This is a genomic window from Neisseria sp., assembly GCF_041804105.1.
GTDB lineage: Bacteria > Pseudomonadota > Gammaproteobacteria > Burkholderiales > Neisseriaceae > Neisseria.
Window position 1 is genome coordinate 1 of sequence record NZ_JBHCJY010000003.1, and the last position, 25,803, is coordinate 25,803.

25 protein-coding genes and 2 pseudogenes are annotated in these 25,803 nt (G+C 49.4%); 8 read left to right on the top strand and 19 right to left on the bottom strand.

Going from position 1 to position 25,803, the window contains the following annotated elements:
* The 9 genes and pseudogenes from ACEYDX_RS00145 to ACEYDX_RS00185 all read right to left on the bottom strand — a co-directional run.
* Window positions 1-360: pseudogene (locus tag ACEYDX_RS00145) on the bottom strand (multidrug ABC transporter ATP-binding protein); the annotation flags it as partial.
* A 136-nt stretch (window positions 361-496) separates the two neighbouring features.
* Window positions 497-934 (bottom strand): hypothetical protein, encoded by a 438-nt coding sequence (locus tag ACEYDX_RS00150; RefSeq protein WP_373740023.1) that lies wholly within the window; start codon window positions 932-934, stop codon window positions 497-499.
* Between the two features lie 34 nt (window positions 935-968).
* The gene (locus tag ACEYDX_RS00155; RefSeq protein WP_373740024.1) at window positions 969-1,505 is read right to left on the bottom strand and encodes a cytosine permease; all 537 of its coding nucleotides are present in this window, start codon (window positions 1,503-1,505) and stop codon (window positions 969-971) included.
* A gap of 233 nt (window positions 1,506-1,738) precedes the next feature.
* The gene (gene purD, locus ACEYDX_RS00160) at window positions 1,739-3,013 is read right to left on the bottom strand and encodes a phosphoribosylamine--glycine ligase (protein WP_373740025.1); all 1,275 of its coding nucleotides are present in this window, start codon (window positions 3,011-3,013) and stop codon (window positions 1,739-1,741) included.
* A gap of 192 nt (window positions 3,014-3,205) precedes the next feature.
* Window positions 3,206-3,814, bottom strand: coding sequence for a YigZ family protein (locus ACEYDX_RS00165; protein ID WP_373740026.1), 609 nt, complete (start codon window positions 3,812-3,814; stop codon window positions 3,206-3,208).
* Window positions 3,815-3,953: 139 nt separating this feature from the next.
* Window positions 3,954-4,892, bottom strand: a complete 939-nt coding sequence (locus ACEYDX_RS00170; RefSeq protein ID WP_373740027.1) for an electron transfer flavoprotein subunit alpha/FixB family protein — start codon at window positions 4,890-4,892, stop codon at window positions 3,954-3,956.
* A gap of 11 nt (window positions 4,893-4,903) precedes the next feature.
* On the bottom strand, window positions 4,904-5,653 hold the full coding sequence (locus ACEYDX_RS00175) for an EtfB protein (RefSeq protein ID WP_373740028.1): 750 nt from the start codon (window positions 5,651-5,653) through the stop codon (window positions 4,904-4,906).
* A gap of 55 nt (window positions 5,654-5,708) precedes the next feature.
* On the bottom strand, window positions 5,709-6,683 hold the full coding sequence (waaC, locus tag ACEYDX_RS00180) for a lipopolysaccharide heptosyltransferase I (RefSeq protein WP_373740029.1): 975 nt from the start codon (window positions 6,681-6,683) through the stop codon (window positions 5,709-5,711).
* Between the two features lie 24 nt (window positions 6,684-6,707).
* Complete coding sequence (locus tag ACEYDX_RS00185; RefSeq protein WP_373740046.1) at window positions 6,708-7,355, bottom strand: nicotinamidase; 648 nt, start codon at window positions 7,353-7,355, stop codon at window positions 6,708-6,710.
* 207 nt (window positions 7,356-7,562) lie between these two features.
* Between ACEYDX_RS00185 and tsaA the strand changes: the two genes are divergently transcribed.
* The gene (tsaA, locus tag ACEYDX_RS00190; protein WP_373740030.1) at window positions 7,563-8,249 is read left to right on the top strand and encodes a tRNA (N6-threonylcarbamoyladenosine(37)-N6)-methyltransferase TrmO; all 687 of its coding nucleotides are present in this window, start codon (window positions 7,563-7,565) and stop codon (window positions 8,247-8,249) included.
* 36 nt (window positions 8,250-8,285) lie between these two features.
* On the opposite strand, the gene prfB is transcribed toward tsaA, so the two are convergent.
* Window positions 8,286-9,389, bottom strand: coding sequence for a peptide chain release factor 2 (prfB, locus tag ACEYDX_RS00195; protein WP_373740031.1), 1,104 nt, complete (start codon window positions 9,387-9,389; stop codon window positions 8,286-8,288).
* A gap of 158 nt (window positions 9,390-9,547) precedes the next feature.
* A complete protein-coding gene (gene gnd / locus ACEYDX_RS00200; protein ID WP_373740032.1) occupies window positions 9,548-10,996 on the bottom strand; it encodes a decarboxylating NADP(+)-dependent phosphogluconate dehydrogenase in 1,449 nt (482 codons plus the stop codon).
* Window positions 10,997-11,456: 460 nt separating this feature from the next.
* On the opposite strand from gnd, the gene yccS reads away from it, so the two are divergent.
* Window positions 11,457-13,625, top strand: a complete 2,169-nt coding sequence (yccS, locus tag ACEYDX_RS00205; RefSeq protein WP_373740033.1) for a YccS family putative transporter — start codon at window positions 11,457-11,459, stop codon at window positions 13,623-13,625.
* Window positions 13,626-13,676: 51 nt separating this feature from the next.
* On the opposite strand, the gene ACEYDX_RS00210 is transcribed toward yccS, so the two are convergent.
* Window positions 13,677-13,907: a DUF2061 domain-containing protein gene (locus ACEYDX_RS00210; RefSeq protein WP_373740034.1), complete on the bottom strand. Its 231-nt coding sequence runs from the start codon at window positions 13,905-13,907 to the stop codon at window positions 13,677-13,679.
* A 152-nt stretch (window positions 13,908-14,059) separates the two neighbouring features.
* On the opposite strand from ACEYDX_RS00210, the gene ACEYDX_RS00215 reads away from it, so the two are divergent.
* Window positions 14,060-15,010, top strand: a complete 951-nt coding sequence (locus ACEYDX_RS00215) for a D-2-hydroxyacid dehydrogenase (RefSeq protein WP_373740035.1) — start codon at window positions 14,060-14,062, stop codon at window positions 15,008-15,010.
* A gap of 128 nt (window positions 15,011-15,138) precedes the next feature.
* Here the strand turns inward: ACEYDX_RS00215 and ACEYDX_RS00220 are convergent, their stop codons facing one another.
* Complete coding sequence (locus ACEYDX_RS00220) at window positions 15,139-15,564, bottom strand: CopD family protein (RefSeq protein WP_373740036.1); 426 nt, start codon at window positions 15,562-15,564, stop codon at window positions 15,139-15,141.
* A 320-nt stretch (window positions 15,565-15,884) separates the two neighbouring features.
* Between ACEYDX_RS00220 and ACEYDX_RS00225 the strand changes: the two genes are divergently transcribed.
* Window positions 15,885-16,154 carry a hypothetical protein gene (locus ACEYDX_RS00225; RefSeq protein ID WP_373740037.1) on the top strand — a complete coding sequence of 90 codons (270 nt, stop codon included), beginning with the start codon at window positions 15,885-15,887 and terminating at the stop codon, window positions 16,152-16,154.
* 501 nt (window positions 16,155-16,655) lie between these two features.
* Here the strand turns inward: ACEYDX_RS00225 and ftsY are convergent.
* From ftsY to ACEYDX_RS00255, 6 genes and pseudogenes are all read right to left on the bottom strand, one after another.
* Window positions 16,656-17,987, bottom strand: coding sequence for a signal recognition particle-docking protein FtsY (gene ftsY / locus ACEYDX_RS00230; protein ID WP_373740047.1), 1,332 nt, complete (start codon window positions 17,985-17,987; stop codon window positions 16,656-16,658).
* 303 nt (window positions 17,988-18,290) lie between these two features.
* Window positions 18,291-18,413 (bottom strand): annotated as a pseudogene (locus ACEYDX_RS00235) (transporter, sodium/bile acid symporter family protein); the annotation flags it as partial.
* A gap of 198 nt (window positions 18,414-18,611) precedes the next feature.
* A complete protein-coding gene (locus ACEYDX_RS00240; RefSeq protein WP_373740038.1) occupies window positions 18,612-19,049 on the bottom strand; it encodes a hypothetical protein in 438 nt (145 codons plus the stop codon).
* A gap of 78 nt (window positions 19,050-19,127) precedes the next feature.
* Entirely contained in the window at window positions 19,128-20,495 is a 1,368-nt protein-coding gene (glmU, locus tag ACEYDX_RS00245; RefSeq protein WP_373740039.1) for a bifunctional UDP-N-acetylglucosamine diphosphorylase/glucosamine-1-phosphate N-acetyltransferase GlmU, read from the bottom strand.
* Between the two features lie 205 nt (window positions 20,496-20,700).
* Complete coding sequence (locus ACEYDX_RS00250) at window positions 20,701-20,961, bottom strand: spore cortex protein (RefSeq protein WP_373740040.1); 261 nt, start codon at window positions 20,959-20,961, stop codon at window positions 20,701-20,703.
* Window positions 20,962-21,096: 135 nt separating this feature from the next.
* Window positions 21,097-21,759, bottom strand: coding sequence for a pyrimidine 5'-nucleotidase (locus tag ACEYDX_RS00255; RefSeq protein WP_373740041.1), 663 nt, complete (start codon window positions 21,757-21,759; stop codon window positions 21,097-21,099).
* Window positions 21,760-21,825: 66 nt separating this feature from the next.
* Between ACEYDX_RS00255 and ACEYDX_RS00260 the strand changes: the two genes are divergently transcribed.
* The 4 genes from ACEYDX_RS00260 to mnmE all read left to right on the top strand — a co-directional run.
* Window positions 21,826-22,158, top strand: coding sequence for a zinc ribbon domain-containing protein YjdM (locus tag ACEYDX_RS00260; RefSeq protein ID WP_373740042.1), 333 nt, complete (start codon window positions 21,826-21,828; stop codon window positions 22,156-22,158).
* A 215-nt stretch (window positions 22,159-22,373) separates the two neighbouring features.
* Window positions 22,374-23,270, top strand: a complete 897-nt coding sequence (locus tag ACEYDX_RS00265) for a hypothetical protein (RefSeq protein ID WP_373740043.1) — start codon at window positions 22,374-22,376, stop codon at window positions 23,268-23,270.
* Window positions 23,271-23,317: 47 nt separating this feature from the next.
* Window positions 23,318-24,760 (top strand): calcium-binding protein, encoded by a 1,443-nt coding sequence (locus tag ACEYDX_RS00270; protein WP_373740044.1) that lies wholly within the window; start codon window positions 23,318-23,320, stop codon window positions 24,758-24,760.
* A gap of 99 nt (window positions 24,761-24,859) precedes the next feature.
* The coding region (gene mnmE, locus ACEYDX_RS00275; protein ID WP_373740045.1) for a tRNA uridine-5-carboxymethylaminomethyl(34) synthesis GTPase MnmE at window positions 24,860-25,803 on the top strand (944 nt) is incomplete at its 3' end.

The window sequence follows — 25,803 nt, forward strand, 5'->3', positions numbered from 1 at the left end:
CAGGCGCATGGGGAACACGCCTTGCAGGGTTTGCAGGCGCAAATTCGAGGCGGCAAACTGCCACAACACCGCAAACAGCATCATCGCCAGCATGGCGGCCAGCGCCCAGCCTTTTTCGGCCAGCAGCGTTGCGGGCGTGTATTTGCCCAGCCAATCGACGATTTTGCCCATAAACTGGAACACCAGCGCTTCCATGATGCCGATGCCGGCGGTAAACACGGCCAGCGCCACAATCCAGCCGCGCATGCCGTCGAGATTGCTCCAAATAAAGCGGAACAGCCCTTTTTCGGGCGTTTTCGGGGCATCGTCGGGATACGGTTCGATGCGCGATTCAAACCAAGTAAAGATTTTGTTCAACATAAATTCTTTTCGCTAAAACAGTTTCAGACGGCCTTGATATGCGCAAGGCCGTCTGAAAAAACGGAATTTTTAAATTATACAGGAATCCGACGGATAAAGGCCGTCTGAAACATTGCATCAACTGCGCATAAAAGTTTCAGACGGCCTTTCCCAATATACCTTTTTCGAATGCCAGCGCATAAGCCGAATCCAACTCTTTCTGCATACTCGGCGGCAGTTTCGCCCGTTCCTGATTGCAGTAACGTTCCCAAACCATTTCCAACTCAACACCGCCACATCTGCTGTTTATCTGGTTTTGAATCAGAATCAGGCTGCACACCGTATAAGCGTAACCGCCTGTCCTGTCTGAATCCCATACCGCCAAATCAATCACTTCGCCCGGAAAATAGGCTTGGTCATCACTCAAATAGCCGTTTTGTTTGCCGACAACTTGTTTGAGCAGTTCAAAATGCCGTTCCGCATCCATGCCGTAATCCCCGTCCGCAATCCGCCTCAATACTGCTTCGGGCACGGTTTTGATGTAAGGGAACAGCATCGGGGGAAATTCGGAATAATCTTTCGGTTTTTTACCCATTTTCTGTCGGCCTGTCCGGATGTTTTCAGACGGCCTAAGCCAAAAGCGCCAATGCCACCATCGCGACCGCCGTCAAACCCGACATCCATGCCAGCGGTAGCAGAGGTGCATCGTCCCGTCGCGGATAACCGCTTAAATTCGGCAGCGGATTATAAGGCAGACTCAAACCATAAACGAATTGCACCAATACCACAGCGACCACGGGCGACCACCAAAACGGCAGCAGCATACCGATAGGCGCAGCCAGCCGTCCCACCCGAAACAGCCACTCTTCGCCGCCCCAACCGCTTCCCGCATCGTTACAGCGTTTTTCCAGATGGCGGTGTTGGTGGCGCACCAACATATAGGCTGCGGTGGCGAAAATCAGAAACGAACCGCCGAACCGTATGACATCGAACAAAGGCAGATTGGCAGTATCCAGCTCAGAAATCTGGCCGAGCATCTGCTGCGCCAACCAAACAACCAACACCGTACCTGCCAAAGAGGGAAGGCAGCGTGCGGCAAAACGGGTACGGCTGATGCGGCGGTCGTTCGAGCGGTCGGAACGGGAAGCGTAATCGGAACGGGGCATGATGGAAATATGGGAAACGGCTGTCTGAAAATGATATATGGCGGCAGATTTAAAATACAGTGATAGTAATGTATGTAATTTTATAAAAAAGCCTGAAGTACTTTGGTTCGATTGATCTCTACGCGGGAACAAGGGTATCGGTATCGTCATGCATTTCACGGCTTCTGGTTCTGAAAAAGAAAGCCTGTAAAGCAAAGGCCGTCTGAAAAATTTCAGACGGCCTGAATATCCGGTTAATCCCGTCCTATGGCTTTATCGGCAATGTCTTTACGGAACTGCATACCGTTGAAACGGATTTGTTCCAACGCCTGATAAGCTTTGTTTTTTGCGGCTTGTACACCGTCGCCCAAACCGACGACACACAACACCCGGCCACCGTTGGTAACGGTTTCGCCTTTTTCGTTCAAAACCGTGCCTGCATGGAATACTTTACCGGTTTGGTTTGCGGCATCGATACCTGAAATCACGTCGCCTTTTTTCGGTGTTTCAGGGTAGTTTTCCGCCGCCAACACCACTCCGACGGCAGTTTGCGCGTTCCATTCGGCTTTTGCTTCGTTCAGACGGCCTTCGATGCCTGCGGCAATCAAATCGGTAAAGTCGCTGTCCAAACGGCTCATAATCGGTTGGGTTTCGGGGTCTCCGAAACGGCAGTTGAATTCGATGGTGTAGGGCGCACCGTCGGCATCAATCATCAAACCTGCATACAGAAAACCTGTAAATTCGTTGCCGTCGGCCTTCATGCCGCGCACGGTCGGCAGGATGATTTCGTTCATCACGCGTTCGTATACGGCAGGCGTAACCACGGGGGCAGGGCTGTATGCGCCCATACCGCCGGTATTCGGGCCTTGATCGTTATCAAACAGGCGCTTGTGGTCTTGGCTGGTGGCCATCGGCAATACATTCTCACCGTCCACCATCACGATAAAGCTGGCTTCTTCGCCTTGCAGGAAATCTTCGATGACCACGCGTGCACCTGCATTGCCCATTTTATTGCCCAGCAGCATATCGTCAACCGCAGCATGGGCTTCGTCTAAAGTCATGGCGACAATCACGCCTTTGCCTGCGGCCAAACCATCGGCCTTAATCACAATCGGTGCACCTTTGGCATCGATGTATTCATGCGCTTGCCCAGCGTTTTCAAATGTTCGGTATTGTGCGGTGGGAATACCGTGTTTGGCCATAAATGCTTTGGCAAAATCTTTGGAACTTTCCAATTGTGCGGCGGCTTTGGTAGGACCGAATACGGCCAGCCCGGCGGCACGGAAATCATCTACGATACCGGCGGCTAACGGCGCTTCGGGGCCGACAACGGTAAATGCGATGTTTTCTTTATTACAGAAACCAATCAGGTCTTGATGGGCGGTAAGTGCAAGATTTTGCAGCTTGGGTTCGACCGCTGTGCCGGCATTGCCGGGTGCAACGTAAACGGTAGAAACTTTGGTGGATTGGGCGAGTTTCCAAGCCAGTGCGTGTTCGCGTCCGCCGCTGCCGATAACGAGAAGTTTCATGGGTTGCTCCATTAAGTCTGGTTAAATTAAATGGGTTGTATTGTAACGTGTGTTTTCTTTTTGAGGCAGATTAAACGGAAGGCTGTCTGAAAAATGTTTTCAGACGGCCTGAATCATTCCATATCCTTACTGACTACTGCTCAATGTTTGTTTCATTCCGATATTTTTTCAGACGGCATAGGACAAAAAGCTTTACATGCAAAACGGTTCATCGGACACTTCTATCGAGTGGGTTTCCTGCCACACGGTAAGACAAACCGGATAGACTGATAACGGTACACGAAAGGTAAGGCGGCAATCTAGTTGTAAATCCTGTTCTAAGATTTCCACGTGATGCTGTTTTGCAATTCTAAGCACCTCACTCAAATGCGGATAAGTACAACGTAGATAGACTGTTTTTTCAATGTTTTTTTCAATAATTTCGGCAGATCGTAATGCAAGTTGGGCTGCGTTCTTATAAGCATGGATGAGACCAGGTACACCCAAAAGTGTGCCTCCAAAATATCGGACGACAACAATCAGAACATCGGTTACACAGAAGGAATCAATCTGCCCCAAAATCGGCCGTCCCGCGCTACCCGAAGGTTCACCGTCATCATTGGCACGGAATTGTGTACCGTCTGTCCCCAAACGGTAGGCATAACACCAATGTCGGGCTTTGTGATGCTGCTGCCGTAAATTTTCTACATAAGTTTTTACGGCAACGGCAGTTTGAACCGGATAGGCATAGGCAATAAACCGGCTGCCTTTATCTTTGAATTCTCCTTGGGACTCTGCTAAAAGTGTTCGATAAGTATTCATTAAAACTTCTCTGCATCCACTCTATTCTATTTTCCAAAAATTGTTTAACGCATTAATCGTAAAATATGTCTTACCAAAAAGAAAACTTTGCCCTCTTTTTTTGAAAAGCAAAGTTTTCAGTTTCATGTGAAACAGATTTTTAGTTTTTCAATGCAGCAGTCAATTTAGGAACTACTTCAAACAAATCACCGACAATACCGTAATCGGCAATGTTGAAAATAGCTGCATCAGGATCTTTATTAATCGCTACGATAACCCTGCTATCCTGCATACCCGCTGTGTGTTGGATTGCACCTGAAATGCCTACGGCAACATAAAGCTGCGGTGCAACCACTTTACCGGTTTGTCCGACTTGGTAATCATTGGGTGCATAATCTGCATCTACTGCTGCACGGGTTGCACCAATCGCAGCGCCGCCCAATGCATCGGCCAACGGAGTCAACACCGAACTAAACTGTTCCGCACTTCCCAGTGCGCGCCCACCGGATACCACGATACTTGCCTGAGTCAACTCGGGACGATCCGACTGTATCAATTTACGTTCGACCAATCTACTGATATTTTGTGCTTCGGTAATTTCTACATTTACGATTTCCGCATTTCCACCTTCCACATCCGCTGCATCAAAAGCAGTCGACCGGAAAGTTAATACCAATTTGTCTCCGTTATACTGCACCGTTTCAAATACGTTTCCTGCATAAATCGGATGAACAAATGTTTTGTCATCCACAATTTCCGTTACATCGGAAATCTGCGGAACATCCAATAATGCCGCAACCCTTGGCATCAGATTTTTACCGAAAGCTGTTGCTGTTGAGACAATATAACAGTAATCAGTAGCCAATTTCACCATCAACGGGGCAATTTCCTCTGCAAGGCCGTCTGAAAAATGAGCGGCATCGGCTGCCAATACTTTTGAAACTCCTTTTATTTTAGCAGCACTTTCCACTACCTGAATCATATTACTACCGACTACTAAAATATGAATTTCTCCTAAACCTGCTGCAGCTGTTACAGCATGTAAGGTAGCAGGATTAAGCTGCTTATTATCGTGTTCTGCCACAATCAAAATAGTCATTTTCCAGCCCTTCAAATTACTTTTGCTTCATTGCGCAGTTTATCAACCAATTCGACTACATCCGTAAGTTTTACACCAGCCTGGCGGGGCTTGGGTTCCGACACTTTCAACACCTGCAAACGCGGCATAGTATCTATACCCAAGTCTTCGGGGCTGATTTTTTCCAACGGTTTTTTCTTAGCTGCCATAATATTAGGCAGTTTTACAAAACGCGGTTCGTTCAACCGCAAATCCGTACTGATTACGGCAGGGAATGTCAAAGCAACTGTTTCTTCACCACCGTCTATTTCACGCTTTACCGTCACTTCGTTATCTGATAAATCAATTTTAAAAGCAAAAGTTGCCTGCGGTGCATTCAAAAGGGCTGCAAGCATTTGTGCCGTTTGGTTTGCATCGTTATCAATTGCCTGTTTGCCTAAAAACAGTAACTGCGGATTCTCTTTTTCCGCTACTTTTTTCAAGACCTTTGCCACCGTCAACGGTTCGAGTTTATGGTCGGTTTCAACATGTATTGCACGATCTGCACCCATAGCCAAAGCTGTCCGCAAAGTCTCTTCACATTTTTTACTGCCTAAAGATACTGCTATAATTTCAGACACTTTACCTGCTTCTTTTAAACGCACAGCTTCTTCAACTGCTATTTCGTCAAACGGATTCATCGCCATTTTCACATTGTCGATATCCACATCAGAACCGTCAGCTTTTACTCTGACTTTTACGTTGTAGTCCACCACGCGCTTTACCGCAACCAATACTTTCATAAACCCTCCTGAAACAGCACATAACTATAAGGCCGTCTGAAATATTATTTTGAAATCAGACCGTACCGTTTTTTACTGCTATCGATTTCTTTAACTGCTCGAACACCTCGTCCACCCTCGGAATTTGGCCGATATTGCCTAAATTTACAGCCCACTTCGACGGTTGTACACCGGTTTTTACCGGATCGGTATCCGTATAAATTCCTACCAAGGGCTTATCGAATGCATTGGCCAAATGCAGCAAACCGGTATCCACGCCGACCACGCCACAAGCATTATCCAACAGATAAGCCGCCTGCAACAGATTCATTCTTCCGCATACTTTTGCAAATGGAAATTTTGCAGCAATTTCTTCAGCACGTTGCCTTTCCGTATCATTTCCCCATGGAAGATATATTAGATTACCCGTATCTTCGTACAGCTTTTGCAAAAGTGCCAACCAATTCTCCAACGGCCATAATTTACTGTCACGACTGGTGGCATGCAAAGCTACGAAATATTGAGCTGGCAAACCGTTTAAATATCCTTCATTGGGAACATTCAAACCGAAATTCATTTCAGATGGCATCTGATAACCGAACACTTGAGCAAACAATTCACGGTTACGCCATACTGCGTTTTTACCCTTCGGCACATTAAACTTTTCCCGATAACACAAGGAAGCCAAAGGTTCACGCGCAGACTGCCTATCCAAACCAAAAACGGGCGCATTGGCCATTTTTGCAAATATTGCGCTTTTTATCAGACTTTGGCTGTCAAGCACAAAGTCAAATCTCTCTTGATCCAATCTTGTTTTCAGACGGCCTATCTCATGCCAAGTTTCCGACTTGCCCAAATGTTTACGCCACTTACGCCAACCCATCTCATGTATTTTTTTCACAAAAGGATGTAGACGGGCAATATCGGAAAACCCTGTTTCGCATAACCAATGAAGCTCTATATCGGAACGATTTTTGGATAGGTCTTCAACAGCAGGCAAGGTATGGATTAAATCCCCCATACTCGATAAGCGGACAAGCAGTATTTTCATGAACTTTATGTTTCACATGAAACATCAAAAATTAACTTTTTGATTTTTAATAAATTTATCAATTTCTTGGGCATTTTCAAGTACAATCGCCCCGGATTCGTACATTTCGTTCCACGCAGCTTCTACTGTTTCTGGATCAATTCCTCTGCATGCCGAAGCATTTACCACAACTTTCCAGTTTCCGCCTTTTAAAAGCTGCAGCACCGTTGATTTTACACAATAGTCGGTAGCCAATCCGCCCACAATAATTAAGGTAGCTCCTTTTGACTGCAACCATTCAATCAAACCCGTACTGAGTTTTTCCGAAATATCGTGGTAACACGCGCCATAAGGATGGAATTCAGGGTCAACGCCTTTCCATACGCAATAATCATAATCTTGCGCTAAAGGCAAACCGTCGAGCAATTCGTAACCTCTGCTGCCGACAATCGCATGCGATACCCAAGTAATATCGGCTTCTTTCAAACCGGTCGGCTTCAACATTTCTTCGGGATTCTGTACCAACCATTTTGCCGACGGACTGTGCGCATCTTTCGTCATTACACGAAAATCCGCCAATGCCGCTTGGGCATTCAGCTCTGCTACAATCGTATCTCCTTCGTTAACCGGCAATTCATTCGGGCATAATGGAGAAAACGTTTTTTGAGCATCCACATCAATTGATACAATAATCATGGCGAAAGCCTTTATATAAACCGATTTCGTATTATAACAAAGATAAAAGCCCGAAACTGTTTAAAAGCGGTTTACAAATTGAACCGTATAAGGCCGTCTGAAACTTTTCAGACGGCCTTATACGGCAGACACTGACCAATTCAAATTTTTCTGTCAACAAAATCCCAAAAAACAGTTTTCAGACAGCTTTTACGGAACAAATCCATGCAGTATATGATTGAAACCATCGCCGTGGTTCACTCCCCTTACAAACAGAAATTCGGCATCGCCCGCCAACCCGGTTTGGTTTCAGCAGCCGAAGTATGTATCGAGCTTAACCCGCAGTTTTCCGCCGACAGCGTACGCGGATTGGAGCATTTCGATTACATCTGGGTCAGCTTTATTTTTCACGGCGTTATCGGAGAAGGCTGGTCGCAACTTGTGCGTCCGCCCCGCTTGGGGGGGAAACAGAAAACCGGCGTATTTTCTACCCGAAGTCCCCACCGCCCGAATCATCTGGGTCTATCGTTACTCAAACTCGAAAAGATTGAATGCGGGAAACCCGTGAAAATTTTTTGCAGCGGCGCAGATTTGTTGGACAGTACGCCCGTTATCGACATCAAGCCCTATATTCCGTTTGCAGAAGCGAAACCGGATGCCGCCGCCGGTTTCGTAAACGGCAAACCGGAAGAACTCGATGTGATTTGGGCAAACCATATCAATAAAACCCGACTTTCCGTTACAGAGCAAAACCTAATCAGCCAAAGCATCGCCCAAGATCCCCGTCCGGCCTATCAGGATATTCCCGATCGGATTTATGTAATGAATATCTCAAAACATGAAATCAAGTTTAAAATTCAAGGCAAACAGGCAGAAATCATCGATATTGTGTCCTTAGAATCCGACATATGATTCAGGCCGTCTGAAAAGTTTTCAGACGGCCTGTTTTTATACACCCTGTTTCAAACTGGCTTCGATAAAGCCGTCCAAATCACCGTCAAGCACGACTTTGGTATTGCCCACTTCGTAACCGGTACGCAAATCCTTAATCCTTGAAGAATCCAATACATACGAACGGATTTGGCTGCCCCAGCCCACATCGCTCTTGCCTTCTTCCAATGCCTGTTTTTCTTCGTTGCGCTTGCGCATCTCCAGTTCGAACAGTTTTGAACGCAGCATTTCCATCACGATGCGGCGGTTTTCATGCTGTGAACGGCTGCTCTGCGACTGCACCACAATGCCCGTAGGCAAATGGGTAATACGCACCGCAGAATCCGTTTTATTGATGTGCTGACCACCCGCACCCGATGCACGGTAGGTATCGGTGCGCAAATCGGCAGGGTTAATCTCGATTTCGAAACTGTCGTCCACCTCAGGATACACGAATACCGAAGCAAACGAAGTATGGCGTTTGTTGTTGGAATCAAACGGCGAATAACGCACAAGACGGTGCACGCCGGTTTCGGTACGCAGCAAGCCGTAAGCGTACTCGCCTTCCAAACGGATGGTGGCACGGTTGATACCTGCGATTTCACCGTCGTCTTCCTCAAGGATTTCCACTTTGAAACCTTTACGCTCGGCATAACGGCTGTACATGCGGAACAGCATTCCCGCCCAATCTTCCGCTTCCGTACCGCCCGCACCTGCGGTAATGTCGATAAAACAGTTGTTCGGGTCGGCCGGCTGGTTAAACATCCGCTTGAATTCCAAATCCGCCATCTGTTTTTCCAGATTGGCGACATCCTGTTCAACAGCAGCCAAACCGTCCGCATCGTTTTCTTCCACGGTCATTTCAATCAGCATACGGCTGTCTTCGATACCGTTGGCAATATTGTCGAGCGTGAGCACCACGCCTTCCAACAATTTGCGTTCCTTACCGATTTCCTGTGCACGTTTGGGGTCGTTCCAAAGTTCGGGGTCTTCGGAAAGGCCGACAACTTCTTCAAGCCGCTCTTTTTTGCCCTGATAATCCATATATTCGCGGATATCGGTGCTGCGCTGTTCCAAATCATCAAGCGTGTTGTTCAGTTGGTTGATCAATTCGGCTTCCATAATGTTCTTTTCTTTCGATTTTTCAGACGGCCATTTTACTGGATTTGTAAGGATTTAGGCAAAATCAGGCCGTCTGAAAACAAGATTGGATGTTCTGTAATATAAGGCCGTCTGAAAGTTTTCAGACGGCCTTATGTTTTTAAAACTGAATGGAAAATTTAAACATCGTATTTGGTTGAAGCAATATCGCCGCCGGTTCCCGTCCAATTGGTATGGAAAAACTCCCCGCGCGGTTTGTCGGTACGTTCATAAGTATGCGCACCGAAATAATCACGCTGCGCCTGCAACAAGTTGGCAGGCAGGCGTTCGGTAGTATAACCGTCTAAGAACGTGATAGCCGATGCCATACAGGGCATGGCGATACCGCTTTCAATGGCTTTGGCCACAACCCGTCGCCAAGCAGGCAGGCATTGTTCCAAGATGTTTTTGAAATACGGGTCTGCACCGAGAAACACCAAGTCCGGATTGGTCTCATAAGCATCACGGATATTGCCTAAAAATGCGCTGCGGATAATGCAGCCTTCCCTCCAAAGCATAGCGATATTGCCGTAATTCAACGCCCAATCATTGGTTTCGCCTGCTTCACGAATCAACATGAAGCCTTGTGCATAAGAAATAATTTTGGATGCAAGCAAGGCCTGACGTAAATCTTCAACCCATTGTTTTTTATTACCTTCAACAGGTTTAATGGTTTTATCGAACAGTTTTGCCGCTTCGCTGCGTTGGTCCTTAAACGCGGAAACACAGCGTGCAAATACGGATTCGGAAATCAGGGTCAACGGGATGCCTAAATCCAGCGCGTTAATGCCGGTCCATTTTCCCGTACCCTTTTGACCCGCCGTATCCAGGATTTTTTCCACCAACGGACTGCCGTCGGTGTCTTTGAATTTTAAAATATCGGCAGTAATTTCAATCAGATAGGAATCCAGTTCGGTTTTGTTCCATGCAGCGAAAATTTCGTGCATTTCGTCATAATCCAATCCCAAACCGTCTTTCATAAACTGGTAGGCTTCACAAATCAACTGCATGTCGCCGTATTCAATGCCGTTGTGTACCATTTTGACGAAATGTCCGGAACCGTCCCTGCCGACCCAATCGCAGCAGGGTTCGCCTTGCGGTGTTTTGGCGGCAATTGCTTGGAAAATCGGCCGTACCGCAGGCCATGCGGATTCGTCGCCGCCCGGCATAATCGACGGCCCCCGTCTTGCACCTTCTTCACCGCCGGAAACACCTGCTCCGATAAAACGGATGCCTTTGGCTGCAAGCTCGCGGACACGGCGTGTCGAATCAGGATAATTGGCATTGCCGCCGTCAATAATGATGTCGCCTTCTTCAAGTAAAGGCACAAGCTGGCCGATAAATTCGTCAACTACGCTGCCGGCTCTGACCATCAACATGATTTTTCTGGGTTTTTCCAGTTTTTCCACCAAATCCTGCAACGAATAGGCACCGATAATATTGGTATTTTTTGCGGCTCCGTTGAGAAAATCGTCTACTTTGGATGTGGTACGGTTATAAGCCGCTACTTTAAAACCGTTGTCGTTCATGTTCAGAATCAGGTTTTGACCCATTACGGCCAAACCGATGACGCCGATGTTGCCTTTCATTGTTTGTCCTTCCAGCGTTTTGGTTGTGGGGCGTTACTCTACCCTGTTTGGTTGGTTTTAACAATCCTTAACCCTAGGCTTTTAAATACTTTTGCGATTGCTGTTTGCTTAAAGCAAGACCGATTAAATTTATATTTTAAAAAATAAAAAGACTATGATGTTGAAACGTTCGGCAATCTTGTTGATAATTTTAAAAACCTATTTTTTTCAGTAAGTTAAAAAGATAAAAAGTCTGTGTAAAACAGATGTCCGGATGTGTGGAAGGTTGTGGATAAAATCAGGCCGTCTGAAAAATGCGGTGGATAAAAGACCGCTTTCAACAGGTTTCCACCGTTTTGTCTGCATCCGGAAAAGAAAGCGGCGAATTGCAAACCGGCTGCAAATATACGGTCTGCTTCCAAACCCTGCCGTTCCTGCTAAAATTCCCGAAACCCCCCATAATGACGCAAAAAACACAGCCATGAGAACGCCGCCGCTCAAGCCTTACATTATTTCCGCATTGCCCGTGCTGAGCAGCACGTTTACCGTGTCTACATTGGTGTGGCATTTCAATGTACCGGAACTGATTACGCCTTTGGTATTGGGCATTATCGCAGGCGGATTGGTGGATTTGGACAACCGCCTGACAGGCCGTCTGAAAAACATCGTCGTGTCGATGTGTCTGTTTGCGTTGGCATCGGTAACGGCACAAATGACGCTCGGCAAAGGGCTTTGGTATGCGGCGGCGATGATGGTGATGACGTTCTGTTTCACGCTTTTGGGTGCCGTAGGACTGCGTTACCGCACGTTTGCCTTCGGTACGCTGGCAGTGGCCGTTTACACATCGCTTGCCCACGTGCCGGGCACGCTTTGGTATGCCGGGCCGCTGCTGATTTTGTCCGGTACGTTGATATACAGCCTGAGTGTATTGTTTTTCCAAATGATTTTTCCGCACCGGCCGGTTCAGGAAAGCGTGGCGGCGGCATATGAAACGATGGGCCGTTATTTCGAAACCAAAGCCGATTTTTTTGATCCCGATGAAGCGGAATGGCTGGAAAACCGCCAAATCGATTTGGCAATGGTCAATTCCGACGTTACCGCCGCATTCAACCGCTGCCGTAACGCGCTGTTTTACCGGATGCGCGGCCAGCACCGCCATCCGCGCACACAAAAAATGCTGCGTTATTATTTTGTGGTGCAGGATATTCACGAACGCATCAGTTCCGCCCATGCCGATTATCGCGAACTGGCGGAAAAACTGAAAAATTCCGACCTGATTTTCCGCATTCACCGTTTGCTCGAACTGCAAGGCCAAGCCTGCCGGAACGTTGCCGAAAGCCTGCGCAGCGGTAAAGACTATGATTACGGCAAACGGCTTGGCCGCGCAATGGAAGGCTGCCGCCAATCGCTCGCCGTTTACGGACTAAACCGCAACGGTTCGGAAATCCACCATTTGCAGCAGCTTATCGACAACCTTACCGGCGTCGATTACCAGTTGCGCCATCTCAGCGGCAGTAAAGGTGAGGCGGGCATACCGGAAGACGCCCGTATTGCAGGGCAGGAAAAAGGCGGTTTGAAATATACGCTGCAAACTGTCAAAAGCCAGCTCAATTTCGAATCTTCGGTGTTCCGCCATGCCGTGCGCCTGTCAATCGCCGTTACCTGCGCCTGTCTGATTATCTATCTGTTTATCTACCTGTTCGGGCTTGATTCGGGGTATTGGATTCTGCTGACTACTCTGTTTGTGTGCCAGCCCAACTATTCCGCAACGAAAAGCAGGGTGAACCAACGTATTGTAGGTACGGTGGTCGGCGTGGTGGTCGGTTCGCTCGTGCCTTATTTTACGCCTTCGGTGGAAACCAAACTCTGGATCATCATCGCTTCGACCACCCTGTTTTTCCTGACCCGCAGCTACAAATACAGTTTTTCCACATTTTTTATTACCGTTCAGGCACTTACCAGTCTGTCTTTGTCCGGTTTCGATGTTTTTACCGCCACTCCGTGGCGCATCATTGACACCCTTATCGGCGCGGCGATTGCTTGGGCAGCCGTTACTTATCTGTGGCCGGACTGGCGTTACCTGACTTTAAACCAAACCGCCGCCCAAGCCGTTTCCGGCAGCGGTGCGTATCTGAGAAAAATCTTGGAGCAACTGCAAAACGGCAGTACCGACGACATTGCCTACCGCGTTGTCCGCCGTCAGATGAACGAACGCGCTGCCGCGCTCAGCAGCACCCTGTCCAATATGAGCAGCGACCCGGAAAAATACGGCGAAAGCCTGCAAGACGGTTTCAACCTGTTGAAAACCAATTACGCCCTTATCGGCTATATTTCCGCGCTCGGCGCATACCGCAACCAAATGGAAAAAGATTTCGGCGGCGGTTTTGCCGAAATTTTCTATCAAACCGCCCACTGCATTGCGGATGTGCTTGAACAGCTCCATGCAATGCCGTCTGAAACTTTTCAGACGGCATTAAACGAAATCCAAAACAGCCTCCAAACATTACAGCAGGAGTTGCCCGACAACCGTCAAAGCAGCGTACTTTGGCAACAGCTCAACCTGATTGCCCGCCAGTTGCCCGTTTGCTACGGGTTTCTGAACCGGTCGCAAAACAGTTCGGACAATACAGCGGAAGTTCTTACCGCATAAAAAAGCAGGCCGTCTGAAACATTTTCAGACGGCCTGTCCGCATATTCCGTTTTACCTGCAATCCACCACCTGATGCAGCGGTACCGCCATTTTCCGGGTTTCCAATCCTTTTTTGCGCTCGAAGCGGTTCCATGCTTTTTCGTGAAAATAAAATACCACTGTGTTAACCGCAGGTTCAATCAACGCGACTGCGCTTGAAATACCGACATCACCCGTCAGCAGATAGGCAACGGTGAAACCTACCGTAAAATGTAAAACAGCAAAAGTAAATGTTTTCAACATGATATAATTCCCAAAAAGGCCGTCTGAAAGACCCTGTGATTTTTAGGGTTTAATCATAATATGTTGTCGGATAAGAATAAAATTGATTCTTCCCAAACAATATTAGTCGAAAGCTATCATTAAAAAATTTTTCATAGCAAAGGATAATCAAAATGAACCCGCTCAAAGTCGTCGTGCTCGACCGCGATACCATTGTCAAACGCCCGTTTAGTTTCAGTTTCCCGCACGAACTCATCGAATACGGTGCAACTTTGCCGGAAGAAACCGCCGACAGGATTGCCGGTGCGGACATCGTGATTTCCAACAAAGTCGTCATCAATGCCGGACACATCGCCGCCAATCCGCAGCACAAACTGATTGCGCTGGCCGCCACAGGCACCAACAACGTCGATACCGCGGCTGCCAAAGCCGCAGGCATTACCGTGTGCAACGTCCGTGCCTACGGTAACGAATCGGTGGCCGAACACGCCTTTATGCTGATGATTGCACTGATGCGCAACCTGCCTGCCTACCAGCGCGACGTGGCTGCAGGTTTGTGGGAAAAATCGCCGTTTTTCTGTCATTTCGGTGCGCCGATGCGCGATTTGAACGGCAAAACGCTGGCCGTATTAGGACGCGGCAATATCGGCGAAACGTTGGCGGATTATGCGCGCGCGTTCAAGATGAACGTGGTGTTTGCCGAACATAAAAACGCTGCCGCCGTACGCGAAGGCTATGTTTCTTTCGACGAAGCCGTCAAAACGGCGGACGTATTGTCGCTGCATTGTCCGCTCAACGATGAAACGCGCAACATGATTGGCGAAGCGGAACTGCAAAACATGAAAGCGGGAGCGATCATCGTGAATTGCGGGCGCGGCGGATTGGTGGATGAAAATGCCTTGGTGGCCGCGCTCAAATACGGAAAAATCGGCGGTGCGGGTTTCGACGTTTTGACGGAAGAACCGCCGCGAAACGGCAATCCGCTTTTAAAGGCACGCCTGCCCAACCTCATCATTACCCCGCATATGGCTTGGGGCAGCGAAGAAGCCAGCAACCGTCTGTTTGAAATATTGGCGGAAAATGTGGAAAAGTTTGTGGAAGGAAGCCCGCAAAACGTTGTCTGACAAGGCTTGCAGACGATTTTACCGTTGTGGATAATTTTGTGTATAAGCACGGTATTATCGACAATTTTACAAAGCAAAGGCCGTCTGAAAACCTTTTCAGACGGCCTTTGGTGTGGAAAACCACTTTTCTAAAACGGCTTGAACACCACCATAACCAGCGCGGCAATCATCAGCAGCACGGGAATCTCGTTAAAAACCCGATACCATTTGTGGCTGCGGACATTGCGCCGTTCCACAAAGGCCGTCAGCAGTACGCGGCAATACAGGTGGTAAACCGCCAGCACTACGCCGCAAAGTGTTTTGACGTGTACCCAACCCATATTCCACCAACCCGTTGCGAACGGTATCGCCAAGCCGAATGCCAGCGCGCCTATCCCCAACGGCGTCATGAAGCGGTACAGCCGCAAGGCCATTCCTTCGAGACGCGCGTATTCTTCCGGTTGCGCCGCCGCATCCACCTGCGCCCAGTTCACATAAATCCTCGGCAGGTAAAACAGCCCGGCAAACCATGAAATCACGAAAAAAACGTGCAGAAATTTAAACCACAGATACATTTTCAGACGGCCTCAAACCAAACGGCGCTATTGTACAGCAAATCGGTTTGTTTCCCGCTGTGGCTTTGTTTTACCGTTGCCGCGCCTGCGATTTTCCGGCTTGTTACAAAGAGGGCGTCTGCCGCCGGTTTTTCGGTTCGGACAATCCTGCTGTTTCATAAACAGCACAGATTCCGCCCGCGGTTTGGCCGTAAGTAGGAAAATTACCGTCCGATACAGGTCATGGGCAGGGGAGTTTGTTAGAATAACGTCCGCAAATATAACAGCCGGTATGCGTTTGGCTGCCGGTTCCGACAACCGATACACAAAAAGGGAAAACCATGTTGAAACAGTTTGAAATCCACGGCGGCGTAGTGAAGGAGCTCAACGCTTATCTGGCCGAACAGCAGACCGACCTTAAATCCGCGATGGACAGTGAGCCGCAAAACAACGACATTGCCGCGATTATCCACAACGGCCTGCCGCTGATGGTACGCAAAATCTATTCGTTGGAAAAAATGCAGGATTTTTTCTGGAACAAGAGAGATTTGATGGTGGATTACGTTGCCGCACGTTTGGCCGCAGGCGTGAAGAAAGGCAAAAAAGGTTAGGCCGTCTGAAAACGCTTTGACCAGTCATTACGGCAGATGGATTCGGCGGTGCGGAACGTTTTGTACCGTTCCCATGTCGGTGGAAACCCGAATTTACAAAACTGTATTTGGCTAATTTGGGCAATGCGTTGACTGCATCAGTAACGTCATTCCTACGTAGGCGGGAATCCGGAGCGAACATTCGCAACCGGATAAAAAACGGTTTCTTTAAATTCAAAGATGGATTCCCGCCTGTGCGGGAATGACGGTTTCGGGCGGCTTTCAATATTAAAAAACAGAGTTTCCCGGCGGATTCGGTGTATTTGTTTTTCAAATTTCCGAATACGGATAAAACCTGAATTCATCGCCCGACATCAATACGGTTAAAACAAAAGGCCGTCTGAAAAATGTTTTTCAGACGGCCTTTAATGTATTTACATCCACAGTATTTGCCTATCATCAATTCATCGGTGGATACGCCGTAAACAACCGTATTTTTCAGACGGCCTGTGTGTCGGGACATCAGTCAATCAACGCATCCACAAACGCGCGTGCGTCGAAGGGACGCAAATCGTCGATGCCTTCGCCCACACCGATATAGCGCACGGGAATCGGGCGGTCGGAAGCGAGCGCAGCGAGAATGCCGCCTTTGGCCGTGCCGTCGAGCTTGGTTACGATCAGGCCGGTCAATCCCAGCGCGTCGTCAAACGCTTTTACCTGATTGACGGCGTTTTGGCCGATGTTGGCATCCAATACCACGATGATTTCGTGCGGCGCATCGGGCATGGCTTTCTGTAAAACGCGTTTGACCTTCTTGATCTCTTCCATCAGGTGCAATTGCGTGGGCAGGCGGCCTGCGGTGTCGGCCAGCACAATGTCGATACCGCGGGCTTTGGCCGACTGAACCGCGTCGAAACACACCGCCGCCGAATCGCCTGTGGCCTGAGAAATCACGGTAACGTTGTTGCGCGCTCCCCATTCCTGAAGCTGCTCGCGGGCAGCCGCGCGGAAAGTGTCGCCCGCGGCCAGCAAAACGGATTTGCCCTGCGATTGGAAATACTTCGCCAACTTGCCGATGGAAGTGGTTTTGCCCGCACCGTTGATGCCCGCCAGCATGATGACGAACGGTTCGCCTTTGTTTTCAGGCAGTTGCAACGGCTTCTCCAAAGGTTTGATTAAGTCGTAAATCGCATCTTTCAACGCCCCGCGCAGTTCCGTACCGTCCTTCAGGCCGCGCAGCGACACGCGCTTGCGCACGTCTTTCATCAGGTATTCCGTGGCTTCCATGCCCATGTCGCTGGTAATCAGCACGGTTTCCAGTTCTTCGTACAAATCTTCGTCGATTTGTCCGCCGCCGAACACACCCGCCAGCGATTTGGCCATGTTGTCGCGCGACTTGGCCAAACCCTGTTTCAAACGGGCGGCCCAGCCGAGCTTGACCGGTTCCTGTGCCGGTACGGTTTGTACGGCGGGCAGGGTGTCGGGAGACAGGTTGCGGGACGGTTGCGGTTCGGTTTCGGCAACCGTTTCGGCGGGCAGCTTTTCCGTTTCAGGTTCGATAACCGTTTCGACAGGCAAGGCTTCCGTTTGCGCAGTAACGGCCGGTGTGTCGGCAGAATCTGCGGCAGGCGTTTCAGGCGGCCTGATTTCGGTTGCGTCGGTTCGGACGGTTGCTGTTACCGTTTCGGCAGATATTGCCGCTGTATCGGTTTCCGGCATTTTTTCAGGCCGTGCAGCCTGTTGCCGATACGCATTTTGTTCCGCTACCGCCGCCGCTCCGGTTGGACGTTCAGACGGCCTTTCCGCAAAACGCTCCGCTTCGGCGCGCGCCGCATCGTCTTCGTCTTCAAACATCGCCGTGCTTTCCGACAGCATCGAATAATCCGCCGCCAAAGCGTCTTCCACCGCTTCAAGCATATCGGCGGATGCAGGCCCTTCTTCGACGACAGGCATACCGTTGTCGGAATGATCCGGTGCAGTTAACGGCTGTTCGGGTTGCTGTTCCTGGTTTTCCTGTTTTTTCTTACGGCGGAAAAAGCTGAACATTTTCGCGTTTCCTTGTGGTTTGGAAAAATTATGGATTGACGGGCGTATTGTAGCCTATTTCTTCTGTGCAAAGAAAAGGCCGCGGGCAGGTTGCCCGAGGCCGTCTGAAAATTATTCTCCGCTGTGTTCTTTCCGTTGCGCTTCTGCTGCCCAATACGATACCAGCGGCGAACCGGAAATATTGTGCCAAACGGAAAACAGTGCGCTGGGCACGGCGGTTACGGGTGAGGCGGCGGAGTAGGACAGGCGGCAAGCAGCAGGCTTGCGGTTATTGCTGTGATAAGTTTCCGTTTCATAAGTTCTCCTTTAGGTTGGAAAATATCTTTTTCAGACGGCCTCGGATATTTAAGGCCGTCTGAAACAATAGTCAGTATAAGGTTCGGTTGAATGTTCTGGTTATTGTTGAAAATTCAAAGTCTTGCATTGATTCTGTTATTTTAAAAACTCCGCGTTGTTTAAAATGAACTCATCTCCCTTTCTATATTTCTCTCCTATTTGATAATATTCAATCATTTTATTGTTTTCAATAACAAAATAACCTTTATTGTTTTCGTATTTAGGGCAGGGTTGATACCAATTTCCTTCATCTGAACAGTAGCTTAAAAACAGTTTATTTTCTTTGATATACCCCTGTACTTTCCCGCTGCCTCCTCTACCTGTCGAAATTCCTTCAAGCCATGTTCCGGTAACAACATTTTCAGATTGTTTAAGGGTTAGTTTTTTACTGGCAACAGTATCTTCTGTTTGGTTGGAATATAACCAAGTGCCTGTAAAATAAGGTTTTTCATTGGCTTTATCTGTTTCGGGCAGTATGGAACAGGCGGCAAGCAGCAGGCTTGCGGTTATTGCTGTGATAAGTTTCCGTTTCATAAGTTCTCCTTGGTTTACAAAATATCTTTTTCAGACGGCCTTGGAATATTTAAGGCCGTCTGAAAACCGATAAGCAGATTAATTTTTGTTTTCTTTCTCCGGCCTTACCCAGCCTTGGATAACCGTTTGCCGCGCGCGGGCCAGTACCAGTTCGCCGTCGGCGCAGTTTTTGGTAATTGTGCTGCCTGCGCCTGTGGTGACGCGGTTGCCGACGGTTACGGGGGCGACCAAAACGGTGTCGGAGCCGATGCGCACTTCGTCGCCGATGACGGTTTTGTATTTGTTCACGCCGTCGTAGTTGGCGGTAATTGTGCCTGCGCCGATGTTGGTTTTTCTGCCGATTTCGGCATCGCCCAAGTAGGTGAGGTGGTTGGCTTTGCTGCCGCGTCCCATGCTGGTGTTTTTCACTTCGACGAAATTGCCGATGTGTACTTCGTCGGCCAGTTTCGCGCCGGGACGCAGGCGGGCGTAGGGGCCGATGGCGGCGGATGCGCCGATTTCGCAGTCTTCCAAGGTGGTAAACGGGGCGATTTTGGTACCTGCACCGATTTTGGCGTTTTTAATCATGCAGTTGGCACCGATTTCTACATCATCACCGAGTTCTACATCGCCTTCGATCACCACGTTCACGTCAATCACTACATCCTGCCCGTGTTTCAGACGGCCTCTCAAATCGAAGCGGGCGGGATCGCGAAGGGTAACGCCTGCTCTTAATAATTCTTGCGCCTGTTCGGTTTGGAAAATGCGCTCGAGTTCGGCAAGTTGCACTTTATTGTTCACGCCGGCGGCCAAATGCGAGGCGCGCACTTGTACGGGATGTACGGCGATGCCGTCTGAATTGGCCAGTGCAATCAGGTCGGTCAGGTAGTATTCGCCCTGCGCGTTGTTGCTAGAGAGGCTGCCCAGCCAGCCTTCGAGTTTGGCGTTCGGCAGCACGAGAATGCCGGTATTGGTTTCTTTGACTGCTTTTTGCGCCGCATCTGCGTCTTTTTCTTCGACGATGGCCACCACTTTTTCACTCTCGCGAATGATGCGGCCGTAGCCGGTCGGGTTGTCCAATACGTCGGTCAAGAGGCCGACTTCGTCGCCGGCGGCTTCCAAGAGGGCTTCCAAAGTGGCGGTGTCGGTCAGCGGCACATCGCCGTAGAGCACCAGCGTGCGGCCTTCTTTCGGCAGGTGCGGCAGGGCCATTTTGACGGCGTGGCCGGTGCCGAGCTGTTCGGTTTGCTCCACCCAAACCACGTCGCGTTTTACTTTGTCTAAAACCTGTTCTTTGCCGTGTCCGATAACCACGCAGATGCTTTGGGGGTTGAGGCTTTTGGCGGTGTCGATAACGCGCGCCACCATCGGTTCGCCGCCGATTTCGTGCAGCACTTTGGGCATTTTGGAATACATGCGCGTGCCTTTTCCGGCCGCGAGAATAACGATGTGCAGAGGTTGGGTCATGATGGTTCTTTCGATAGGTTGGATACGGGAATGCCGTCTGAACGGTTTTCAGACGGCCTTTTGGATACGCTGATGCGTAATGGTCGTTTTGGTTCGGAAGATGCCGGTGCAGCCTGATAAGGTTTCCGTGCCGACTAATCCGCACGGAACGAAACCAGACGGGTTTTCCGTATGGTTTTCGGCCGCAGCAGCAGGCGGCCGAACCTTATGGCTGCGCGGGCGTTTCGCCGCTACCCCAGCTGGTGCCTCTCACGCTGTGGCTGCCCGATTCGGGCAACACGGCGCGCTGTTCGGGACGGTATTGGTTGTAGCGCATATTGCGCGAATACGAACCGTCCTGATACACCACGGGCGTGCCGGGCGCGTATTTCTGGCGCAGCGACGTGCGGCCGTCGGCGTTTTGGTAGGTTTCCCAAGAGCAGCCTGCGAGCAGGGCTGCGGCAAGAATCAGGGGGAGATAGCGCATTTTCTTTTCCTTATCTTAATAAAGTAGTCGTGAAACGGTTTCGCACATTTTAATGAATTTGCCCGTGTTTGGCAGGTTTTTATCGGCGGGGCAGGGCGGTTTTCAGACGGCCTGTGCGTACGGCTGCTCCGGTTGTCAGCCGCAGGCAGGAACGGCCAACCCGTTTTCTTCCGCCCAATCCGCCAGCGCAGCCATATCTCTCGCCGCAAAATCCACAAACGGCAAATCGTGCGCACTCTGCCCGAACCACACCGTTTTCATGCCAAACTTTTTCACCGCATGCAGATTGTCGGCGCTGTCGTCCACCAGAATACACGCCTGCGCACGGGCAACGCCCACCATGCGGCAGGCCGAAACAAAGGCTTCGCGGTCGGGTTTGCAGCGGTAACCCATATCGTCGGTACCGACGGTATGCCCGAAAAATTCCGCCAGCCCCATCGCTTCGAGCAAAGCCTGCGCGTAAAACGACGGGCCGTTGGTCAACACAGCTTTTCGACCGTTTAGACGGCCTAAAGTTTCGGCCACACCTTCCACCGGCACCAAAGCCGGCAATACGGCATCGAGCGGATGGCATTCGCGCAGGAACTCATCGATGGAAATTTCGGGATGGTGGATTTGCAGCCCCGCCATCGTCGCACCGTAACGGTGCCAGTAATCCTGACGGACGTGCGAAGCCACCGCGTGCGCCACATTCAGACGGCCTGCCAGATAGGCCGTCATCGCCTGATTGATGATGTTGAAAATTCCCGCATCGGCATGATGCAGCGTATTATCGAGGTCGAACAGCCAAACGGTCATCGAGGGCTTCCCAAAGCGGTGTTATATAATCACCGCGTATTTTAAATGAAAAACCAAGGAAATATCATGACATTACCACCCTGTCCGCAATGCGGTTCCGAATACACCTACGAAGACGGCATCCAGCTCGTCTGCCCCGAATGCGCCCATGAATGGCAGACCGGCACAGCCGACGAAACCGACGTATCCCCAACCGTAAAAGACACCAACGGTACGCCGCTCGCCGACGGTGATACCGTTGTTTTGATTAAGGATTTGAAAGTAAAAGGCAGCTCGATGGTGATTAAGCAAGGCACCAAAGTCAAAGGCATCCGCCTGCAGGAAGGCGACCACGACATCGCCTGCAAAATCGACGGCAGCGCGATGAATTTGAAATCGGAATTTGTGAAGAAGGCTTGATAGTTGGGCAAGGCCGTCTGGAAGCTGTTTTTCAGACGGCTTTAGAGATACTGGAATAGGTATTCAAGGAGTACATAATGACAAAATACAAAATTCCCGAACCGGCAAAATCCGACGCCCAAGAAAATACCTGCCGGTTTATGGAATTCCCCTACTCTACATTAAAATTTTCAGATAGCCTTCAGACGGCCAAGTAATCTTCCGGAACATCTTCTATGCTGAAAAAGATATTCAAATATTTTTTCCTGTTTTTGGGCGGTTCGATAGCCCTAGTCATGCTGATTATCGCCGTATCGATTGCAATCATCGCATACGGGCATTATTTCCCCGACAAATACGAATACTGGAATGATCTGATTGCCAAAGACCCGAAACCGATGTGGACTTCCGAAAAGGAATATCGGGAAAAACTCAGAGCAGGCTACTGCTGGCGGGACAGGAAGTTTTACAAACCCGAAGAATTGCAGCAGAACGCGATGGTCGGTTTTGCGGGCAGGCTGTTGGGGGAAGTTACAGCCTACGGTTCGGACTCGACCAAACTTCAGGGGCAAACCAATTATACGGGAGCTGACTGCACAAGAAATAAGGAACATAAAGCCTGTAGCGTATGGTTTTCAACGCACGGCTATACCAATGCGCAATGGGACAAACTGCTGTTGGCAGAAAAAGATCCTGCGGATAGCGGATTTTTGGCACAGTATATGAACAGGGAAGTCAAACAGCCTGATGATTTGAACGGCTATATCGCGGACAGCGGCAATAAAGGCTTTTCCCTGATTAGTAGAGATTACGATGAAAACGGTGCAACCATTTACGGCTCTGATTGCTGCAAGGTTTTGAGTAAAAAGGAAGCTGAACCGAAGATTAAAAATAATAAATTGATTTCCCATAATGAGATCGGTTTGTCTGTTTTCCCTGAAAACCATATACCTAAAGACATTAGGATAGAAGACTTTGGTGTAGGTAATTTTTATTTAGAATTTAGAAAAACCATTCCAGGATTGTATCAATGGGATGAGAGCAAAGAAAAAACCTATCAATCAGATTTTTCGAGAATATTGTTAATGAATAATTGTGGCGATGTGTTATGGCAGCCATATTACATTAATTAATCCAAACTTGTTTTTAATTTAACCTATTTTTTTAAGGAGTCATACTTATGTCAGGTATCAATGAAAATCAAAAATCTTTAAAAGTTTCCGAAATAACTGTGGATAGAATTTTATCCCATTACTTATGGAATTCCTCCACACCGCCCAAACGGGAGCATATGGCAGCATCCAAAACCGATGCCGCCCGAACACCCGTCAGAATTGATGCGGTTGATTATATGCAGAATGGTGCAGGCAGGTATGCTTCGGCCGCAAACTTTGCACTGTTTGAAAATTTCTTTAAGAAAAAATTGCCGGTAAGAGACCGGCCTTATACTTTTGACGAAATTGGAAATATAATTTATAAAGAAGAATTCATTGATTTAAAAGATAATTTTTATAAAACAAATCCTAAGAAAGACAAAGGTTTTACTGTATCCGTTTCCCAATACTTTACAGGTGTCAACACCCGAGACTATGTCGAACGCGCCTTTATCTTCGGTTCGACACAGGTAACGGTTACACCTGAAGACCTTAAGAAACTGCAATTCATCGTCAAGCCCGACGGCAGCAAGGAAATCCGCAATCTGAGAATCACGCCGGTCAAAGACAATTTCGACTTCGAAGGCGGCCCGTCTAACACAGATAGAATCGAAGACAGGGTCAAGAAACAAATGGTTGATACCGCCAATGCCGCATTCAAAATAACGCTCGATCCGAAAGGAATCGGTAAAACCGTCCCTATGGAGTATGCCGATACCGGCCGTCTGAAATTCGTCAATGTTACCGATAAGGAATTCAAAAATCTGTTGGCAGCCAAATCCGAACAGGAAATATCTGCCGAAAAGGGACTGCCTCTGCTGGGCAACAGCGGCATATTGGCCAACAGACTGATACACTCTCCTTCGCTCTATACCAATGAATATATAAACGACCTCAAAAAATACTTTAATGATGTAGGGAAAATGTATAACAAAACCCGCGAGCTTATCGATAAAGATCCGGGGCGTAATATGTCGGAAAACCGACAGCAGGAATCAAACCCTGACGGACAGCAAAACCAATCTCAATACGTCCAAGCCGCCCCGGCCTTAAGACTGGAAGACATGCCCGAAAAAGCGCAGGAATTGTCCCCATACTCCCTCTCCCCACAAGCAGAAGCCATTATGGTCAACGGTAAAGAATGTTTTACCAAATTCTGCGATTACTACAATATCCGCTACCCCCAAGACAAACTCGACAACATTGCTGCCGCTATGGCCGCCTACGGCAGATTCGAAAATATGCGCAGTGTTTCCAAAATCGATGTCGACGGCGACAACGTCCTTATCGGCCATCAGCAGCCCGATTTGGTTACCGCCGAATTCAGCCTCCAAAAAGCAGTTGACACTCCTATCGAGGAAAGTATGCGGCAACTGCAAATAGCCGAAAACAAACTGCTTCAGGAAGAACGACAACGTCAACTGGAGCGCGAACAAGGGGAAAAATCCCACAGCATAGGTATGTCTTAACCACATTTCCAATATATGCAAAAGGCCGTCTGAAAAAATTTCAGACGGCCTTTTGCTATAATTCCTGCTATTCGAAATCCTGAAAACGAAAGCCGAGCCATGTTGCCCGCACGCCACCCAAGCCCCGCCATCGCCGCCATCGCCACCGCCCCCGGGCGCGGCGGTGTGGGCGTTGTCCGCATTTCAGGCAAAGATTTGCTGTCGTTCGCGCAGGCCGTCAGCGGCGGCAAAACGCCCAAGCCGCGCGTGGCTCTGTACACCGATTTTCTCGATTCAGACGGCCTTGCCATCGACAACGGCCTGATGCTGTATTTCGCCGCGCCCGCCAGTTTCACGGGCGAAGACGTGCTGGAACTGCAAGGCCACGGCGGGCCGGTGGTGATGCAGATGCTGCTGGCGCGCTGCGTGGAGCTGGGCGCGCGGCTGGCCGAACCGGGCGAGTTCACCAAGCGCGCGTTTCTTAACAACAAACTCGATTTGGCGCAGGCCGAGAGCGTGGCCGATTTGATTGACGCGTCCAGCCAATCCGCCGCGCGCATGGCCCTGCGTTCGCTCAAAGGCGCGTTTTCGCAGCATATTCATGAACTTGTCGATGATTTGATTACGCTCAGGATGCTGGTGGAAGCCACGTTGGACTTTCCCGAAGAAGAAATCGACTTTCTCGAAGCCGCCGACGCGCGCGGCAAACTGGCGGGCATTCAAGGCCGTCTGAAAACCGTGTTGGCCAGTGCGGAGCAGGGCGCGATTTTGCGCGAAGGCATGAACGTGGTGCTGGTGGGCGCGCCGAACGTAGGCAAATCCAGCCTGCTCAACGCGCTGGCGGGCGACGACATCGCCATCGTTACCGACATCGCCGGCACCACGCGCGACACCGTGCGCGAACAAATCACGCTCGACGGCGTGCCCGTGCACATCATCGACACCGCCGGTTTGCGCGAAACCGACGACGTGGTGGAGCGAATCGGCATCGAGCGCAGCCAGAGAGCCGTGCGCGAAGCCGATGTGGCGCTGATTCTGATTGATCCGGCCGAGGGCATCAACGC